At 36.4% G+C, this 19,413-nt stretch carries 19 protein-coding genes and 1 riboswitch; of the genes, 12 read left to right on the forward strand and 7 right to left on the reverse strand.

The genetic code is table 11. The features are described 5' to 3' along the window. Window positions 1–140: 140 nt before the first annotated feature. Window positions 141–506, reverse strand: coding sequence for a DUF805 domain-containing protein (locus tag GYV61_RS02430; RefSeq protein ID WP_174794625.1), 366 nt, complete (start codon window positions 504–506; stop codon window positions 141–143). A gap of 160 nt (window positions 507–666) precedes the next feature. Here GYV61_RS02430 and GYV61_RS02435 point away from each other — a divergent pair, with 160 nt between their 5' ends. From GYV61_RS02435 to GYV61_RS02455, 5 genes are all read left to right on the forward strand, one after another. Continuing rightward, a complete protein-coding gene (locus GYV61_RS02435) occupies window positions 667–1,554 on the forward strand; it encodes an SDR family oxidoreductase (protein WP_174794626.1) in 888 nt (295 codons plus the stop codon). Window positions 1,555–1,699: 145 nt separating this feature from the next. After that, a complete protein-coding gene (locus GYV61_RS02440; protein ID WP_174794627.1) occupies window positions 1,700–2,185 on the forward strand; it encodes a GNAT family N-acetyltransferase in 486 nt (161 codons plus the stop codon). 45 nt (window positions 2,186–2,230) lie between these two features. After that, window positions 2,231–2,623, forward strand: a complete 393-nt coding sequence (locus GYV61_RS02445) for a cytidine deaminase family protein (protein ID WP_238786738.1) — start codon at window positions 2,231–2,233, stop codon at window positions 2,621–2,623. Continuing rightward, entirely contained in the window at window positions 2,623–3,066 is a 444-nt protein-coding gene (locus tag GYV61_RS02450) for an ASCH domain-containing protein (protein ID WP_174794629.1), read from the forward strand. Before GYV61_RS02445 ends, GYV61_RS02450 begins: the two co-directional genes overlap by 1 nt. 272 nt (window positions 3,067–3,338) lie before the next feature. Then, the gene (locus GYV61_RS02455; RefSeq protein ID WP_174794630.1) at window positions 3,339–4,892 is read left to right on the forward strand and encodes an ATP-binding cassette domain-containing protein; all 1,554 of its coding nucleotides are present in this window, start codon (window positions 3,339–3,341) and stop codon (window positions 4,890–4,892) included. Here GYV61_RS02455 and GYV61_RS02460 read toward each other — a convergent pair. Further along, window positions 4,879–6,000, reverse strand: a complete 1,122-nt coding sequence (locus tag GYV61_RS02460) for an SLC13 family permease (protein ID WP_338084985.1) — start codon at window positions 5,998–6,000, stop codon at window positions 4,879–4,881. The two genes, GYV61_RS02455 and GYV61_RS02460, sit on opposite strands and share 14 nt — an antisense overlap. Before the next feature lie 164 nt (window positions 6,001–6,164). Between GYV61_RS02460 and GYV61_RS02465 the strand changes: the two genes are divergently transcribed. Beyond that, window positions 6,165–6,893: a gamma-glutamyl-gamma-aminobutyrate hydrolase family protein gene (locus GYV61_RS02465; RefSeq protein WP_174794632.1), complete on the forward strand. Its 729-nt coding sequence runs from the start codon at window positions 6,165–6,167 to the stop codon at window positions 6,891–6,893. 9 nt (window positions 6,894–6,902) lie between these two features. Continuing rightward, the gene (locus GYV61_RS02470) at window positions 6,903–8,306 is read left to right on the forward strand and encodes an APC family permease (protein WP_174794633.1); all 1,404 of its coding nucleotides are present in this window, start codon (window positions 6,903–6,905) and stop codon (window positions 8,304–8,306) included. A 77-nt stretch (window positions 8,307–8,383) separates the two neighbouring features. Here GYV61_RS02470 and GYV61_RS02475 read toward each other — a convergent pair whose 3' ends face one another. The 5 genes from GYV61_RS02475 to GYV61_RS02495 all read right to left on the reverse strand — a co-directional run bounded on the left by GYV61_RS02475 (window position 8,384) and on the right by GYV61_RS02495 (window position 13,987). Further along, window positions 8,384–9,562 carry an MFS transporter gene (locus tag GYV61_RS02475; RefSeq protein ID WP_174794634.1) on the reverse strand — a complete coding sequence of 393 codons (1,179 nt, stop codon included), beginning with the start codon at window positions 9,560–9,562 and terminating at the stop codon, window positions 8,384–8,386. Window positions 9,563–9,635: 73 nt separating this feature from the next. After that, on the reverse strand, window positions 9,636–10,514 hold the full coding sequence (locus tag GYV61_RS02480) for an AraC family transcriptional regulator (protein WP_174794635.1): 879 nt from the start codon (window positions 10,512–10,514) through the stop codon (window positions 9,636–9,638). A 71-nt stretch (window positions 10,515–10,585) separates the two neighbouring features. Next, on the reverse strand, window positions 10,586–11,482 hold the full coding sequence (locus GYV61_RS02485; protein WP_238786739.1) for an alpha/beta hydrolase: 897 nt from the start codon (window positions 11,480–11,482) through the stop codon (window positions 10,586–10,588). A gap of 148 nt (window positions 11,483–11,630) precedes the next feature. Then, a complete protein-coding gene (gene dapF / locus GYV61_RS02490) occupies window positions 11,631–12,617 on the reverse strand; it encodes a diaminopimelate epimerase (protein ID WP_174794636.1) in 987 nt (328 codons plus the stop codon). 17 nt (window positions 12,618–12,634) lie between these two features. Further along, window positions 12,635–13,987: an aspartate kinase gene (locus GYV61_RS02495; RefSeq protein WP_174794637.1), complete on the reverse strand. Its 1,353-nt coding sequence runs from the start codon at window positions 13,985–13,987 to the stop codon at window positions 12,635–12,637. 279 nt (window positions 13,988–14,266) lie between these two features. Further along, a riboswitch (Lysine riboswitch) is annotated at window positions 14,267–14,446 on the forward strand. An 84-nt stretch (window positions 14,447–14,530) separates the two neighbouring features. On the opposite strand from GYV61_RS02495, the gene lysA reads away from it, so the two are divergent. Genes lysA through dapB form a run of 5 tightly spaced genes read left to right on the forward strand, consistent with a single transcriptional unit; the run spans window position 14,531 to window position 19,412 of the window. Further along, window positions 14,531–15,844, forward strand: a complete 1,314-nt coding sequence (gene lysA / locus GYV61_RS02505) for a diaminopimelate decarboxylase (protein WP_174794639.1) — start codon at window positions 14,531–14,533, stop codon at window positions 15,842–15,844. Between the two features lie 9 nt (window positions 15,845–15,853). Further along, window positions 15,854–16,564 (forward strand): 2,3,4,5-tetrahydropyridine-2,6-dicarboxylate N-acetyltransferase, encoded by a 711-nt coding sequence (dapD, locus tag GYV61_RS02510; protein WP_174794640.1) that lies wholly within the window; start codon window positions 15,854–15,856, stop codon window positions 16,562–16,564. Between the two features lie 8 nt (window positions 16,565–16,572). Further along, a complete protein-coding gene (locus tag GYV61_RS02515; protein WP_174794641.1) occupies window positions 16,573–17,712 on the forward strand; it encodes an N-acetyldiaminopimelate deacetylase in 1,140 nt (379 codons plus the stop codon). Between the two features lie 18 nt (window positions 17,713–17,730). Continuing rightward, a complete protein-coding gene (dapA, locus tag GYV61_RS02520; protein ID WP_174794642.1) occupies window positions 17,731–18,654 on the forward strand; it encodes a 4-hydroxy-tetrahydrodipicolinate synthase in 924 nt (307 codons plus the stop codon). After that, the gene (gene dapB / locus GYV61_RS02525) at window positions 18,654–19,412 is read left to right on the forward strand and encodes a 4-hydroxy-tetrahydrodipicolinate reductase (protein WP_174794643.1); all 759 of its coding nucleotides are present in this window, start codon (window positions 18,654–18,656) and stop codon (window positions 19,410–19,412) included. The genes dapA and dapB overlap by 1 nt, the downstream gene beginning before the upstream one ends. The last annotated feature ends 1 nt before the right edge of the window (window position 19,413 follow it).

The following is a 19,413-nucleotide window of genomic DNA, read 5'->3' on the forward strand; positions in this document are numbered from 1 at the left end:
GCATGGATGAGCGTAAAAATAGTCAGGAGAAATATTAGCTGACAAAGAAAAAGTGCAATAATGACACTAAAGGTAAATTATTGCACCTGGTTTATATTGCTTTAAATAAAACTAAGTTTTTATTGAAACGGGAATACTTTTTAATCGTAATTATTTGCTTTGGATGGTAATAACATTAGAATTATGAACCAAATGTCGCCAATGATTGGGACTATCATGATTAAAATCCACCAAGCAGAATGATTACTGTCATGTAAACGGCGAAAGCGCAAAGATAACATTGCAATCCAGACAACAAAGGATATGATGAGAGAGCTCGTCTTGATGCTCCAATCGCCCCAATTATAAATATCATTAATTGAGTGACCTAATATGCTCTCAACTAAATTCATCAAAATAAAAGCTAATATCCAATTAATAATCACCGGCCACCAATATTCTGAACGATTAGCAGTGCCAGAAAAATTAAAAATATTCTGCCAGAACTTTTTATATGATTTAATCATTAAATATTTCCTCCTACTTTTACCTAATAAATTCATCATAGTGCATTGCAAGAGAATGGGCAAAGATAAAGGCTTTATGTGAATTAATAAGCATTATTTTTGTTTTATTATTATAAAAGCGGTATCTTGAACTTGAATTTATTGAAGGGAGAAAGTACAAATGGACAATAATTTATCAGACCCGTTAAAACGCTATCATCACGATGATTTTCCTAAGCAATCACAGGAATATCCTGGACTGCAAAGTAAAATGGATCCTGCACCTGCTGGTGACATGGCCGACTATGAAGGACATGGATTGTTAAAGGGGCGCAATGCCCTTGTCACAGGTGGTGATTCCGGTATTGGCCGCGCTGTAGCGATTGGTTTTGCCAAAGAAGGAGCAGATGTAGCCATTCAGTATTTGCCAGAAGAAGAGTCAGATGCTAAAGATACAGCTGAATTGATTAAAAAGGCTGGACGTAAAGCAGTTTTGCTGCCAGCTGATTTCCGTAAACGTGGCGAAGCAGCAAAAGTTGTTGAGAAAACTGTCAAAGAATTGGGCAGTTTAGAATTACTGGTAATGAACGCAGCTATCCAACAAAATGTTGATGGCATTGAGAACTTATCGCTTGATCAAGTTCACGATACTTTTGAAGTTAATATCATTTCAATGTTTGAGATGGCTAAGGCTGCAGTACCACACATGAAGCCGGGCAGCGTAATTCTGACCTCGACTTCTTTGGAAGGCTTCAGTCCATCACCAATATTGCTTGATTATGCAGCTACCAAAGCAGCAATTGTCAGCTTTTCTATTAATTTGGCTCAAAGTCTTGCACCTAAAGGAATTAGGGTTAACAGTGTTGCACCTGGTCCTGTTTGGACACCTCTGCAAGTTTGTGGAGGTCAACCAACTGCAGCTCTTTCCAAGTTTGGTCAGGAAGTACTGTTGAAACGTGCAGGACAGCCTGATGAAATAGCTCATGTTTATATTTTCTTAGCTTCAAACTTGGCGAGTTATGTAACAGGTCAAGTTTATGGTGCCACAGGTGGACCAGCTATTAACTAAAGGATAATAAATTAAATTTAATTTCCGTTTTTGCCTCTGTGTAAGTAAAAACGGATTTTTTTATGCAAAATTTGCTTTTTGGAAAGGGCTTCAGTATATTAAATAATTAATTAGTATTTAATATCCAAATAATAGAGGTGAAGAAATGAATAAAAGTATTTTTCAAAAAATAGCAATGCTGTCGCAAAAAAATGCCAGGATTATTGCAGATGAGTGGCACTACGACGGCCAATATGCTTTTTACGATATGAAAAATGATCAAGAAGATTATGATGAAATAATTTCTCCCAAATTGCGTAAAAATAATTACTTTCAGGTTTTGGATACTAACGATAATTTAGTCGCCTTCTTTTGTCTTGATCCAGATAAGGAGAAAAGAGAACAAGTTGAAGTTGGATTGGGATTGGCTCCAAATTTAACTGGTCGTGGTTTGGGCAGCGAATTTATGTCAGTTATTGAAAATTACGTTAAAAATAACTATGATTATCAAGTGATTATTTTAGCGGTTGCTGACTTTAATTTGCGTGCGATTAAAGTCTATCAAAAAGCAGGTTATGTCCAAACAGGTACAGAAAATGTGCATTCAAATGGCGGCATCTATAAATTCAATATTATGTCAAAGAAAATTTGAGTTTAGTTTTATAGATATTATATGAAAGAATTGAAGGTGAAAATTATGGATAAAACATGGCAAAAAATGTATGAGGCAGCAAAAAAAGTACAAGGGTTCACTGCCATTGGTCCTCATATGGAAGCTGGTGGAGTCGCTGCTGCTGTTCTAGCTGAATCAGGAAAAATTTATACGGGAGTTTGTATTGACACAGCCTGTGGATTAGGTGTCTGCGCGGAACGCAGCGCTCTTTTTAATATGATTACAAATGGTGAAACTAAAATTAGCAGAGTTTTAGCATTAATGGCAGATGGTAAAAATTGTGCTCCTTGTGGTGCTTGTCGCGAATTTATTGTTCAGTTAATGGAAAAGGATCATCAGCAAGTTGAAATTATGCTGGACTATGAAAAGGCCAAAGTCGCTACAATGGGCGAACTAACCCCGCAATGGTGGCTATAATGAATAAAGAAGTAAAACAATTTTGGCAGGATTTTTGCCTAAAGCACAATTTAGCTGCTGACACTATAGTTGACGCCTGGGCTTTTGGTTATAGTGAAAAAGATGCAGATGAATTGGCTGAGTTAGTTAGGAGAGGCATAAAAACTGCCACAACTTCAGAATATGTACCAGGTGATGAAGATATGCCTAAAGTTGGCGATTGGAACATAATTCTCGATAGTCAAGGTAAACCCGTCTGTGTTGTCCAAGACAAAGTTGTAGAAATTATTCCGTATAATCAAATTTCCGCAGAGCATGCTTATCATGAAGGAGAAGGAGATCGCAGTTATCAATATTGGCGTAAGGTTCATGATCAATTCTTTGAAGAAGAATTTAAAGCTAATGGGCAAAAATTTTATCCTCAAGCGCCAATGGTTTGTGAAACTTTTGCAAAGATTGATTAATTGGGACGTTGCAAAATGAAAAGAATATGATATAGTTAAAATAATTTAGAGAAAGAGGTTATTGCCAAAATGGAGAATTAATTTCTGGTTTTATTAGTAAGCAAAAAGTTTGATAGCCAAAGCTTTTGTCATGCTTTTTTGCCGATAATCAGAAATTAGTATTGTCTCTTTGTGGTGATTTTTTAGTTTCACTGGCTTTTTGTGCACTGCTAATCAAATTATGGGCAATTTGGTTATCAGTGCTTTTTCTTTAGCAAAAAGCAGGTGTTAATATGGAATATATTAAAATAACGAATCTGAAAGTAGAGTATCAAGGTGAGGTTTTATTTCAAGCTCCACATTTAAATGTTCAAGACCGGCAAATAGTTGGTTTGATAGGTGATAATGGTGTAGGTAAAACTACGCTAGTCAACATTATTGCTGAAAAGCCTATAATTTTTGGAATAGAAGGGCAAGTTAAACGAAATTGTCATACTATTTTAGTACCCCAAATTTTAAATAACAGTGAGCAAAGTGGTGGAGAAAAGGAAAAGGCAACTATTGTTCGAGCATTACTTCAGATAAATCAAACTCAGAATTCTCTGCTAATTTTGGATGAGCCGACATCTAATTTAGATATTGAGCAACAGAAATGGTTAATTAAAGTCTTAAATGGCTTAAAACAACCACTTTTAGTAATAAGTCATGATCAGGCTTTTTTAAGTAAGCTTGTCAATGTTATCTGGCAGATCAAGAACCAACAAGTTTATGAATTTAAAGGTACTTATGACGAATACCAGCAATTTCTTAGAACACAAGAAAAAAGGCGGAATACTGAGTATTATCAAAAACGAATTGAAATTAAAAGACTAAAAAAAGATCAAAGGGAGTACGAAACTAGGGCTAAAAAATCTACTAAGAAAAAGAAAAGTATTTCTTGGTCCGATTGGAAAATAAAAGATAGCAGCGGTGTAGAAAAAAGCCTTTTTCGTGAAAGTACTTTACTGAAAAGGCGTATAGCTAAAGCAGAAACGACGCTGAAAAAGCCGCAAGTTCATCATCCAATTACTTTGGGTAATACTGAAAACAAGAACTTGGAGCTATCACAGAAAAGCAGCATAGTCAGATTCAAGACTCAAAGTGTTGCTGTTCATAAAAAGCAATTATTTGCAATAACTAAAGAGCTGAAGATCAAAGGAAAAGAAAAAATAGCGTTAACTGGAAAAAATGGTGCTGGAAAATCAGTTTTTTTAGCAAAATTATTTCACAAAAAACTGTCTGTCTGGCTTAATCCACAGCTAAAAATAGGCTATTTCAAGCAGAATATGGCACAGGAAACTGAAGAAACAGCTACAGTAAAAGAGGTAATATATAAAAACAGCATTTTTAATAAAACTACTACAATGCAGCTTTTAGGTGACTTACATTTGCAAAGGTCTTTGGATAACCAAGTTAGTGCTTTGAGTGGAGGCCAGCTGATTTGTTATAAATTGGCAAAAGTGCTTTTAGGTGAGCATAACTTGCTAATACTTGATGAGCCGGACAACTTTTTAGATATTTCATCTATTAATGCTTTAGAAGAATTTTTAAGAAACTATCCGTTTGCTGTTATTGTAGTTTCTCACGATCAGAACCTGTTAAAAAACTTAAACTTTACTTCTTGGAAAATAAAAAATCACAAGTTAATAACTCCTAGTGATTTCTCCAGTAAAGAAAATGCTAAGACTGCTAATCAAATCAGTTTATTACAATTTAAATTAGACCAACTGATTTCTGATCCTAACACTTCATTTACTGATATTGAAAATATTTCCCGGGAAATAAATAGAATTTCTAAAAAGAACTAAGTTTTATTAATTGGGGTAATAGCAGGAAAATTATTGTAGCTAAAACAATTAAAAAAATAAAATTAATTGTCAAAAAGCCTATTAATACTTGCCTGCTATGTACGTGGGCTTGCTTTAGAGCTAATAAATTGGCAAATGATGCTAATGGAGTTCCTAATCCACCGACATTAACGCCAAGAAAGATTGCTGTGATATCTATGCTGAAGCGTGTAATTAGGAAAGTAGCTGGAACATTGCTAATTACTTGGCTCAATAATATACCAGTTAAATAGGTGATAAAGGAACTCTGTTTTAAAAGTTGGGCCACAATTGTAATGATAAATTTTTGTCTTCCTAAAATGCCCACTATCAGGAAAAAGCCGATAAAAGTAATTAAAGTACCGTAATCAACTTGTGTAAAAATAAAGCGGTTTGTAAATAAAATGACTGCCACAACAACAATTGTAGTATAAATTAGCGGTACGAAATGTAGGACACCCGCAAGTGTGACCATGAGTGAAATAAATGCGATAAATAAAGCAGTTGGCTTAACATTATAGTTTTTAGGTTTCAAAACGGGTAAGGAACTTGCTGGAATTATAAATGTAGTTAATAAAATTAAGGCAAAACTAATAATGGCTAATGGAACAGAAATTTTTAAAAAGTTAATAATAGATAAATGGTAGTGATTATAAATATAGAGATTCTGTGGGTTACCGAAAGGGGTTAATGCACTTCCAAGATTTGCTGTAATTGTTATCAATGTTAAGGGCAAAATAAAAGGCCCATGAACTTGCTTATGAATTACTAAAAATAAGGGTATAAGACTCAAAATTGCAACATCATTTGTTAAAAACATTGCCAAAAATCCCGCTAGTAAAACTAATAGTTGGGTAATTTGGCGGTGTGTGTGAGCTAAACTGATAATTTTTTGGCTAAGATAGGCCAGAGCATTGATATTAATTAGATACTGAGTTACCAGCATTAAACTGAATAATGATAAAATTGTTTGCCAATTAACATCAGATATTTTAGGCAATGAGTGACACACTATACATACTATAGCTAAAACTATAAGTGTGAACCACAATATTTTTTGTTGTTTAAGACTTTTACTAATACTTTTCACGATAACTCACTTTTGAAAATTTATTGATGACTTGTTTTTAGCTTAAATATTTTACTACAAAAGCAAATTAAGCGGAAAATTATATGAACAAAAGATACACGTAAATTACTAATAACTATTATAATGTTAATAACTAATAGTATAAGTTTAATTAAGGAGGAAAAATGACAAAACCAGTTATTGGCATAGCAGGATCTGAAATGATTGATTCTGCTGGAATGTTTCCAGGATACAGACGTAGTTATGTTAATGAGGATTATGTGGATTCTGTAGTTAAAAATGGTGGAATTCCCTTTATAATTCCTTTTACTGAAGATGATGAAGTTATTAAAAGCCAAATGGATCACGTTCAAGGATTGATTTTATCCGGTGGACATGATGTTGATCCTCACTTATATGGTGAAGAATTAATGCCTAAGATTGGTCCCATTTGGCCTCAGAGAGATCACTTTGATATGCTTTTATTAAAAATTGCTGAAGAAACTAATAAACCTGTTCTGGGAGTTTGCCGCGGGGCACAAATTATTAATGTAGCACATGGTGGCAGTCTCTACCAGGATATTAGTTATCGCTCAGAGCAAACTCTAAAACACGAACAAGGTCATACACCTGATTTACCTACTCATAAAGTAACAATTAGGGAAAACAGCTTGTTAGCTAAAACATTGGGTAAGACTGAATGCATGGTTAATTCTTTTCACCACCAATTAATTAAAGACGTAGCGCCAGATTTACTTGAGGTTGCGGATGCAAGCGATGGCGTACCGGAAGGGCTTGAAAATAAACAGGGTACTGTTTTGGCGATTCAATGGCACCCAGAAATGCTACACAACAATCCTAATACTAAGTATATGAATAATTTGTTTAAATTTGTGGTTGAAAATGCCAAGTAGGGAGTAAATATGACTCAAAACAAAAACGCAGGAGACAAACTTGGCTTTTGGTCGATTGTTCTTTTAGCTATTAACTCAATTATTGGTTCCGGTATTTTTTTAACACCTGGTAGTGTAGTTAGTCAGGCAGGGAGTAAAGCTTTAATTGTCTACTTCATTGCTGCAATTTTTGCCTCAATCTTAGCCATTTCTTTTTCCGCAGCGGCTAAATATGTAACTAAATCTGGTGCTTCTTATGCCTATTCTAAAGCTGCTTTTGGTGATAACGTTGGTTTTTACGTTGGGATTTTGCGTTACTTTTCTGCCAGTGTTGCCTGGGGAGTAATGGCTGTTGGTGTAATTAAATCAACTATTTCTATTTTTGGTGGTAATCCCGATAAATTTTTAAACGTTACTATTGGTTTTATTATATTAATGGTAGTTGTTACCGTAATTAACTTATTTGGACAAAAGTTTGTGAAACTTGTTATGAATTTGGCTACAGCAGGTAAATTAGCTGCATTAATTTTAATTATTGTGGCAGGTGTTGTTTTACTTATTAAAACTGGAGCCACACATAGTTTGTCATCTGTTGATCAAATAACGCAAAATGGGCATAAAATAGTGCCAACTTTGACTACTACAGGACTTGTAATGGCTGTTGTTTCGGCGTTCTATGCTTTTACAGGTTTTGAATCTGTTGCTTCTGGTTCAGAAGATATGCAAGAGCCTGAAAAAAACTTACCAAAGGCTATCCCGCTAGCAATTTTAGTTATTGCTGCAATTTATATTGGGGTAGTGGCCGTAGCGATGGTGTTAGATCCTAAGGCACTAATGACGACTAAACAAGTGGTAGCAGTCAGTGCTATTTTCAAAAATGAAATATTGCGGGATGTAATTTTAGTTGGTGCGCTTATTTCTATGCTGGGAATAAATGTTGCTTCTAGTTTTAATGCTCCACGTATTTTGGAAGCAATGGCTCGCGAACATCAATTGCCAGGTACTTTAACCGAAAGAACTAAAAATAACTTTCCTATTAAAACATTTTTTATTTCTGAAGCATTAGCAATTTTAGTACCTTTAGCTTTTCAATATAACATGACTAACTTAATTACATTGAGTGCTATGGTCAGATTTTTAGGCTTTATCATTGTTCCGCTGGCAGTAATTTGCTTTTACTATGGTAAAAATAAGCAACCAATTTTACCAGCTCCTAAGAATGTCATAACTGATATATTTGTACCAATATTGTCAATAGTTTTAGTGATCTTTTTGCTGATTAAATATAACTGGCAAGCACAATTTGGTATTATTGAGAATGGTAAAGTCGTTGGTGTTAACTGGTATGCAATTTTCATGATGATCTTTGGCTTCGTAATTTTACCGCTATTTATGTTTTGGTTCTCTAGAAAAGAAAGAAGCAAGCAGCAATAGTTTCTAAAGATAAATTACCACGTAAAAAAGAGTTGAACGTGAAAAATCACGTCAACTCTTTTTGAATCCAAATTTTTCTAGTGTTTTCTTACTTTAAAATAATGGATCAAGCTATAACAGAATAAAATAATCATACCAGCTCCAGCCATCGTCATATCGGCACGAGGTGAACCATTACCTAAATTGCTGCCTAACCAATCTATAATCGTTGGTGAAGCGGCGCAGCCAACATTTACAAGCACTAAAGTAATCGTCGTAGCAAAGTTAACCGAATTTTGAGGAGCTACTTCATCTAGCCAGTTAAAAATATAAGGAACTGACAGGCCAAACCCAGTGCCTAGGACAATAACAGCAATAACCAATACTGGTAAATTAGAAGCATAGGCAAGAGCCAACAGACCGACGACTTGCAGCAACAAACCTATTGGTAAAATTAAATCTTGGAGTTTCTTTTTTAAATAGCCATAGCACATTCCGACAGGTATCCCAACCAGAGTTGCTACACTTGAAACAAAAGCAATTTGACTGACATTGGCGATTTTTTGCGTAGTGGCTAATTGTGGCAATTTAAAAGTCATTGGCATAAAGAAGACATACATGAAGAACATGATAAGAGAGATTTCTACGACGCTGCCGTTGATCTTGTTTTCCTCTTTAACTGCTGGCTTTCCAGTACCAGTTTCGTTACTTTTCTCATTTGGTAATGACACTACAAAGCCGAATAATAACATGATTGGCAGTGCTACTAAGTAGATTGCAAAAGTTGCATGCCAACCCAGAACGGCTAAGAGACCAACACAAAATGAAAATACAGCGGCACCTACACTACCCATTGAGTTTTGAAAACCTAGCATAGTTGATAGTTCGTTTCCCTGGTAGAATTTGGACAGCAGGCTAACTGCTAAAGAATTAAAGAGGCCAATTCCGGCTCCTAAAAGAAAGCGGGAAATTAAAATCGGTGTATAATTTGCTGCATACATTGGGTATGTGCCTGCCAGTAAAGCAATTGCTAAACCAGTAATAACCGTTGGCTTGGTACCGATCAGTTTTATCAAAAAAGGACTTATAATCAGACCTACAACAATTCCAATGTTAGGAATAGTGCTTAATGTTTCTACAGCAGCCCGTGAAACTTGTGGAAATGATGAGTACATTAACGGCAGTACTGAAGAAATTTGTGGTGCTATCATTAACATTAATGATATTGATAATAAAGCACATTTGAATAATCCAGATTTTGGATTAAATTTTTTCATATTAATTGCCTCTTTTTATTTAATACTAGTTTTAATAATATATTACTCTCTTTTTACAATTAAAATAGCGCTTTCAGTAGCTTTGATCTGGCGCTGAGGAACTTTTTCTGATTTGCATACTAGTTTTGCCATAATAATCAAGCATTGCTCTATTTAAAGAGCGGATACCACTAAAGCCATTATTCATTGCTATTGCTGTGAGAGTCATAGCAGTATGACATAAGTCTTGATGCGCCTTTTGTGCCCGAAAGTTCTTAAGATATTTACCGATAGTAGTTCCCATATTTTGATGAAAAATTCGTTGCAGATATTGCCGTGATAAATGGCAGCTATCTGCAATGTCTTGGGGCGTAATTGGCTCTTGGTAATGATCTTGAATATAATCTAGAGCATGACGCAAATGTCCGGTAATAATTAAGTTACGTGATATTTGCCCCTTATTATCTCGTTGCTTTAAAAAGTATTTGAGTAGAATTTTTAAAACCTGATAGCTAAGAATAGTTAAGTCCAGATTTTTTAGAGGCTTAGCAGGCGCGGATTTTATTGCAATAATTTTACTCAATAAAGTTTGTAAATAATGATATTGTTCTGCCTGCTCTAAACTTAATTTTTCAAGAGGCTGCACTTCAAATTGATAATGATCCATTTCAGGAAACATTTGTAATACTAGGGAATAAGGAAAAAGCAAGGTTAAAGCCAGATCATTTTTAGAACTGTTAAGATTACGCACGCTATGAACAACTTGGGTATTAATTATTAAAACTTCACCAGGATGTGTTTCATGATCTACCCCGCCAACAATAAAATGGTCAATTTTCCCTCTTAGTGTAAAACTCAGCTCAATACTTTGATGCCAGTGGGGAGGTACCTCTGAGGAGCCTGGGTATTGATGAACCTTGATAAAAACAGGAAGTTCATCTAAGTGCACCAATTCATGCTTATCACGCACCATGATATGTTTCTCCTTTACTAAAAATGGTCGAACTAAATTATACTAGTTCAACCAGTTTTGGTAGATATTATTTAATTGAGATATTTGCGGAAAAAGTTTAATTCATCTTCATTACACTGCTTGGCTAAATCGTCTTTTTGGTTAACGTGGAAGACGTGTCCCCGGCGATGGTCATTATCACCATAAAAATGAAGTTCATGGTAAATGTTTTTAGCGTGGAGATAACCTGAAAGCATGTAGGCATTATCGCGTAGAAAATCATCGGTAGAAGTCATGATAAACAGGGGTGGCAATGCCGGTGTTAGGAATTGTTCTACATTTAATTCATCATGCTTATCCATGCGAATTTCAGGTCTGAAATAAGCTTCGGGTGCACCGGCAATTGAATTAATTTCCGTTAAGAAGTAAGCTCCACAGTTTAAAGCAGCAGCTTTAATAGTTAAGTCAGGTACAGAATAGCCGAAATATTTACGATATTCATTGTTGGTATAAACTGCTAAAATTTGTTCACCCATTTGACCACCAGCACTGTCTCCAACTATAAAGACGTTGTCTAAGTCAAACTGATATTTAGAGGCATTTTCTTTTTTGGCTACCCAATGAAATACCCGATTAATATCATCTAACTCGCCCGGGTATACAACATCCGGTGCTAACCGATAATTGGCGTTAACTACTGCAAAGCCTGCTTTAGCAAGAGCTAAACAATAGAACTGGTATGTTTCCTTAGTGCCATATACCCAGCCGCCACCGTGGATATTGACGATAACCGGTAGTTTTCCATTAGTTCTTTTTTGTGGTAAGTACACATCAAGTATCTGATACTTGGGATCATTACCATAAGGTATATTATCAAATCTTTCTACTTCGGGAATTTGTGTTGGTAAGCCTTCGTCACGTTGGTCGTCACCTTTTTTAAATTCGCTACGCATTTCTTGAACTAATTTTTGATAATCTGGTTCTGCCATTTTACAGCACTCCTTTTTGTGAAATCGCTTTATCAAGTATATTTTACTTCACTATTATGAAAAAGAAAGGCTATAAAGTCACTTCAAAATGGCGATTGAGCAGTTTGAATTTTTATTTTAATAAATACTTAGATACCAAAATATTTTTCTACTTGCCATGTGTAGTAATAAATTCTTGATATGCCTCATCTTCCATAGTGGGCGTAACCTTAAAGTTATTAAAGTCGGGATGCTTCTGGTGTAATTCACTTTCTGTAACGTCAATATAATGTGTAACCGTAGCATTTCCGATCAATTCTATCCAATAGCTATGATCACTATGATGAACTTTAGTTTGAACAAAGCCGCCAGGATTAGAAACAGTCAGCAATTTGTCAAACAGATTCTTTGACTGGTAAGTTACTGCGTAAATTAGACTTGCAGCTGACATGGCTGTACCACAGGCATTGGTGAAGCCTACACCTCGTTCGAAAGTGCGTACAAATAGATGATGCGCACTCAAAACTTGAGCAAAACTAACATTTACTCCATCAGGGAAAAATGGATTTTTCTGATTTAGTTTTGCGCCTAATTTTGCCAATAAGTCGCTTTTGAAGACACTGTCTGAAACAAAGCTGATCAAGTGGGGGTTAGGGACAGCAACTGCTGAAAATTTCAGTTTTGGTGCCAGTTCTGGCAACTCTTGATTAATTAATTCAGAATAACTTAAATTAGTAAAGGGGAGAGCCACAGCTGTAAAACTAACCGGACTGATTTCAACACTGATTGCTTTAACCTTTGGCGCCCAGTCCGGCTGACAGTTAACGCGCAAATCGCTTTGCATAGTTTCAACTTTGAATGTTTCTTTATGGTATTTTTGTGCTAAATAGCGGCCTACTGTCCTTAACCCGTTACCACACATAGAAGCAAAAGAACCGTCTGCATTGATAACCTGCATTTTTCCTAGAGTTTCTGCATGGTCTGAATTGTTGACTACTAGTAAACCATCAGCACCATTAAGTAAGCCTCTTTCCGGCTTAGTTATCTGCTGCGCCAAGTTGACTAACTCTCCCTTAGATAATGGTGTTTGAAATTGAGTTTGATCAAGTAGAAAAAACTTATTCTGTGAACCGTGAACTTTTTGTAGTTGTATCATGAAAAATTCTCCTTAAATTAATTAAAAAACTGGTGATAGATTTCTTTAACAGCGGCAGCTGCGTCTGCCTTTTTGGTGCCTAGCATGATTGAAATGCGTGAAGCACCCTGGTTAATCATATGAATGGCAATATGCTTTTCTGCTAAAGGCAGAGTGATATTCTTCATTACACCAATTTTGTTACGCATCCCTTCTCCAACCACCATAATGATGGCATAATCATCAATCCATTCTAGTTGATCAGGTTGAAGTGCTTTTTGAATTTCAAGACACATTTGCTGACGAATTTGTTTATCAAATTGTTTTTTATCAAAAATAATGGTCAAATCATCAATTCCTGATGGCATATGTTCATATGATATATTAAATTTATAGAATATTTGTAGTAATTTAAGTGTAAATCCAACCTCTTTATTTAGTAAATATTTATGTAAATATAATGCGGCAAAATGTCCAGAACTTGCCACACCTGTAATTGTACTTTGCGGGGTAAAATTATTTTGCGGGACAATCATTGTTCCAGGTAGTTCCGGATGATTAGTGTTTTTGACATTTACTGGAATCTGACCTTCAATTGCGGGAATAATGGCTTCATCATGAAAAACAGAAAATCCTGCATATGACAGCTCCCGCAACTCACGGTATGTCATAAGCTTAATGGCACGGGGATGAGCAATAATTCTGGGGTCAGCTGCGTAGATTGCATCTACATCCGTAAAGTTTTCATATAAATCTGCTTTAATTCCACGTGCCCAAATTGCTCCGGTAATATCCGAACCTCCGCGAGAAAAGGTTGCTATTAAGCCATCTTCTGTAATGCCATAAAAACCGGGTACGACTAGTAAATCTGAAGTTTGTGCCCATTTTTGTAAATTTTCGTAAGTTTCTGGTAAAACTTGAGCATCGTTAGCATTACTAGTAACCATAAAGCCAGCTTCTACGGGATCCAAAAAGCGAGCGGCTATATGGCGCTTTTGCAGAATTAAAGTTAAAAGCTGTGCACTAAGTTTTTCACCATGTGCTTTAAAACCCGCCATTAAAAAATCTGTGTTTGGATAAGAGAGTTGAGGAAGATTGAGTAATTCTTGTAACAATGGCTTTACTAATTGCTCGGATATTTGAAAGTAATCTGCAATATTCTGATACCTGGTCCAAATTGCCTTTACCGTTCTACTGTAATCTTGGTTATTAAGTACATTTTCCGCATATGTAATTAATAAGTCTGTTACTTTAGTGTCATTTTTAGACCTTTTGCCGGGAGCAGAAGTCACGATCACTTTACGTGCTGGATCAGCATTAATAATTTTTAAAACTTTTTGAAATTGTTCTCCGTCAGCTAGAGAACTACCGCCAAATTTAACAACTTTCATGTTAATACCTTTCACAATTAAATTTAATTTAAGTAATTAGTATTGGATTTTAACATTAAAATTTTAATCTTCAACTGCAAAATAAAGTTGATATTCAGTAAAGGGGCTGTTTTGCGTCATATTATTGCATTAAAATTTGAGCTAAAAGTGTTGGTGTTGGTAGCATTTTACAAGGTAAAAAATAAATAAATTTAAAAAATAATATTTTTATTTAAAAATTTAAAAAGCAATTGTCAGTGAAAATGGTTGACAATCATATTAATTAATAATAATATTTTAATAAATCGAAGAGGTTGCAACCAACAAGAGTAGCTGGTGGAGTTTCTGCAAAAAACCAGGAAGCCAGTCAAAGGGGCGGTTGCCGAAGCTTTAATTATTGCGGTAATTAATAAGCTGGGACGTAATCTAACAGGTTACGGACTGTCGCAATTTTATATTCGCGGAGCGCTATCGACAAAATTGATACCAGATAATAACTTGAAGGACTCTTTTGTTAGGTACAACAAAAGAGCCTTTTTATTTAACAAAAAGGGAGAGACTTAAATGGCTGCTAATGATTATTATCAAACTAATACCCAGGGTCATTTGACAATTGGGGGAGTAGACACTTTGGAACTAGCAAAGAAGTTTGGTACCCCCTTAGTTGTTTATGATGTTCAGAAAATCAAACGGCAATTTCAGACTTTCCAAGCTGCTTTTGAAAAAGAGCAGGTAGATTATGCAATTAGCTATGCCAGTAAGGCATTTGCTACGATTGCAATTTACCAGATAATCAATAAACTGGGTGGACACATTGACGTTGTTTCTGGTGGAGAATTATATACTGCACTTAAAGCTGGTTTTCCTGCAGCACAAATCAGTTTTCACGGTAACAATAAAACTCCAGATGAATTGTTGATGGCCGTCCAAAACCATGTGGGTGTGATTATTTTAGATAATTTTACTGAAATTAAGCTGTTAAAAAGGGTTTTAAAACAAACTAATACTCACGTTCAGGTAATGTTGAGAGTAACTCCAGGGATCTCTGCTCATACTCATGAATATGACCAAACAGGTCAAGAGGACAGCAAATTTGGCTTTGACATTCGTTCAGGTCAGGCTGAACAGGCATTTTTACAAGTTAGAGCTGACGCACAAATGGAATTAATTGGACTACACGCACATATCGGTTCACAAATTTTAGCAACAGAAGGTTTTAAACTTGAAGTAGAGAAGTTGATGAAGCTAGTGAACAATTGGAAACAAAAATATGATTATCAACCTCAGGTGTTAAATTTGGGAGGCGGTTTCGGCATCAGGTATACCAAGCAGGATAATCCAGTAACTGCTCATACCTTTGTTGGTCAAATCGTACAGACAGTCAAAAAGTGTGTACAGGAAGATCACTTAAAAATGCCTACAATTTGGATTGAACCAGGACGTTCGATTGTCGGCGAGGCTGGCTATAACTTGTATACAGTTGGTTCACGTAAAGATGTACCAGGGCTTTTGCCTTACGTGGCAGTCGATGGCGGTATGGGTGATAATATCAGACCGGCACTTTATAAGGCAGAATATGAGGCACTGTTAGCAGAAAATCCTCAAGCAAAGCCTGAAGAAACAGTTAAGCTTGCGGGTCGCTACTGTGAATCTGGCGACATTATTATTAACAAATTGGCATTGCCTAAAAGCAAGCCGGGAGATGTAATTGCGGTTTTAGCAACTGGTGCTTACGGCTATAGTATGGCATCTAATTATAATCGTGTTCCCAGGCCAGCTGTTGTTTTTGCAGAAAATGGGCAGGTACAAGAAGTAGTTACACGTGAAACTTATGCGGATCTAGTTAGTCATGATCGTTTTTATCAAATGGAAGGATAAATTATAAATATGAAAAAAATGACGGCAACCGAAATCATTGATTTTATTGCTAATTCAACCAAAAAAACACCAGTTAAAGTTTATGTCAAAGGAAATTTGTCTCAGTTAAATTGGCCAGAAGACTGCAAAACTTTTATTGAAAATCATACTGGGGTCGTTTTTGGAGACTGGCAAGTCTTGGGGCCTTTTATAGAAAAAAACTCTGACAAATTTGCTGATTATCAAGTGGAAAATACTAGTCGCAATTCCGCCATTCCGTTGTTGGATCTAAAGAACATTTCTGCCAGAATTGAGCCAGGGGCACTAATTCGTGAAAACGTTGATATAGGCAAAAATGCGGTAATCATGATGGGGGCAGTCATTAATATCGGTGCTGAAATAGGGGAAAATGCCATGATTGATATGAATGCTGTTTTAGGTGGCAGAGCAATTGTTGGCCCTAACACTCATGTCGGGGCAGGTGCAGTAATAGCTGGAGTCGTAGAACCGGCTTCGGCACAACCTGTGAAAATTGGCAAGGATGTTTTAATTGGCGCCAATGCCGTAGTTTTAGAAGGAGTTCAAGTTGGTGATCATGCCGTAGTAGCTGCTGGAGCAATAGTAACTAAGGATGTGCCAGCAAATAGTGTCGTTGCCGGGGTACCGGCAAAAATTATTAAAATGCGTGATCAAAAAACTGCCTCTAAAACAGGAATTGAGCCAGGATTAAGAAAGCTGTGAATTAATTAATGTTAACTTCTGCACAACTAATTAAAATTCGCCGCGACTTGCATCAGATCCCAGAATTAGCTCTGCACGAATACCAAACACAAAAATATTTATTGCAGGTTATTGGTAATTTTAATCAAAAATACATTGAAATTCGTACATGTTCTGAACTGCCTACAGCTATATTGGTTCTGGTTCGGGGAAGCAAACCGCAAAAAACGATTGGCTATCGCGCAGATATAGATGGCTTACCGGTTCAAGAACAGACCGGCCTGCCGTTTACTTCTCATAATCAAGGTCAAATGCATGCTTGTGGTCATGATATCCATATGACAGTAGCCCTGGGAATTCTAGATTATTTTTGCGATCACCAACCGCAAGACAATTTGCTGTTCTTTTTCCAGCCAGCTGAAGAAAGTGAGAGTGGTGGTAAAAAAGCCTATGAGGCAGGAATTTTTACTGGTAAGTGGCGCCCAGATGAATTCTTTGCTTTGCATGATACTCCCGATTTACCTACCGGCACAATTGGCTGCCGTTTGGGGACTTTATTTGCAGGTACAACTGAAATCAATATTGATTTACATGGTAAGGATGGTCATGCAGCATATCCTCAGCAAGCTAATGATATGGTAGTGGCTGCGGCTGCTTTAATAGAGCAAATTCAAACAATTATTTCTCGCAGTATTGATCCTATTGCAGGTGGTGTTATTACAATAGGAAAAGTTAGAGCTGGTACAGTTAGAAATGCTATTGCAGGCCATGCTCACTTAGAAGGAACCATTCGGGGATTAACCCAAAAAATGATTGAAAAAATTGATCAGCGTCTGCGGGATGTAACTCAAGGAATAGCACACAGCTATAATGCTAAAGTTGATTTGCAGCTTAATCAGGGTGGTTATTGGCCAGTTGAAAATAATCCCCAAATTACAGCTGAATTTATTAAATATATGAAGGAAAATGCTCAAATTAATTACCAAGAGATGCAACCAGCTATGACTGGAGAGGACTTTGGCTATTTACTAGCGCAAATTCCCGGCACCATGTTCTGGTTGGGAGTGGATGATGATTCGCAACTTCATTCTGCAACCTTCAACCCGCATGAAGAAGCCATAGAAGTAGGAATTAAAGTAGTGGTAAGTTTTTTACTGAGTCACATGTAGCTCAAAAGGAGAAAAAACATGACTAATTTTGACAAGGCAGATTTAATGACAGCGATAATTACGCCTTTTAATAAGGAAGATAAAGTTGACTATCCCGGTCTGAAAAAATTAACCGAGCATTTACTTAACACGGGTAGCACTGGTTTTGTCATTGGCGGTACTACTGGTGAAACAGCAACAATGACTCATGATGAAAAAATTGAATTATATACTAAATTTGCTCAAATAATTGCTGGGCGTGTGCCAGTGGTAGCGGGTACAGGCAGCAATAATACTGCACAGACAGTTGCATTTACTCAAGAGGTGGGACAAATTCCCGGTATTGATATGGCACTAGTAGTAGCACCTTACTATAACAAACCAGATCAAAGGGGAATTACAGCCCATTTTGAAAAGGTGGCTAAAAGTTCGCCAATACCGATCATTATATATAACATTCCGGGTCGAACAGGAATTAAGATCACTAAAGAAACTCTGGTCGAGTTGTCGCATAATCCTAAAATTGCTGGTGTTAAGCAATGTTCAGATTTAGAAGACTTAGAATATATTGTTGAACACGCGGCAAAAGATTTTTTGGTGTACACAGGTGAAGACTTGCAGTCTTTAACGGCTAAAGTTTTAGGTGCAAAAGGAGTAATTTCGGTAGCTTCTCATATTTATGGTTTGGCTATGCGGGAAATGTATGATGATTTAGATCAGGGTAAGGTAGCTGCAGCAGGGAAATTGCAAAGACGATTAATGCCGAAGATGCAAGCCTTATTCATGTATCCTTCACCATCGCCAGTTAAAGCCGTCTTAAATGCCCAAGGATTGCCAGCTGGCGGCTGCCGGTTACCTATTGTAGATTTAAATGAAACAGAAAAGCGGCAATTAGCTATTCATTTAGGCTTAACTGAATCAGCATTATTGCATGAATTGCCACTAGAACTAGGAGTAGAGTAATGAAAAAAATTTTGATAGCTGGTGCCACGGGGTCTATGGGCAGAAAAACTATTCAATTGGTTGAAAAATTACCTGACTATCAATTGGTAGCAGTTTTGGCACCTACTGCATCTAAGTGTTCAGACTTTAAGCCTACTATTGCACGCTTTGATAATTTAGCAGCTATAGATGTTAGTGCTGATATTTGGATTGATTTTACGACCCCACAAGCAGTTTTTGAAAATACTAAATTTGCTTTAAAGCACCATATGCACCCAATTGTGGGAACAAGTGGTTTAACTTCTGAACAAATAAAACAGTTACAAGAACTGGCAAAAAAGGAAAAAATTGGTGGCCTTATTGCTCCAAATTTTGGCTTGTCAGCTGTCTTATTGATGAAATTCGCGCAAGAAGCGGCGCGGTATTTTCCTGATGCAGAGGTCATTGAAATGCATCATGCTGATAAAAAGGATGCCCCTAGTGCTACTGCTATTGCGACTGCCAAAGTGATTGCAGAAAACCGCAATTCAGAAAATTGTTCCAAAACAACAAGTGATTTTAAAGCTCGCGGTGCTGATTATGATGGAGTTCCTGTTCACTCCGTTCGTTTACCTGGTTATATAGCCCACGAACAGGTGCTTTTTGGTGGTTCCGGCGAAGCTTTAACAATCAGGCAAGACTCATTTTCCCGTTCTTCATTTATGCAGGGCGTTAAAGTAGCCTTGAGTCGGGTAATGGATTTAACGGATTTAGTGGTCGGTTTAGACCAGATTTTATAAT

The organism is Lactobacillus melliventris (genome assembly GCF_013346935.1).
Taxonomy (GTDB): domain Bacteria; phylum Bacillota; class Bacilli; order Lactobacillales; family Lactobacillaceae; genus Lactobacillus.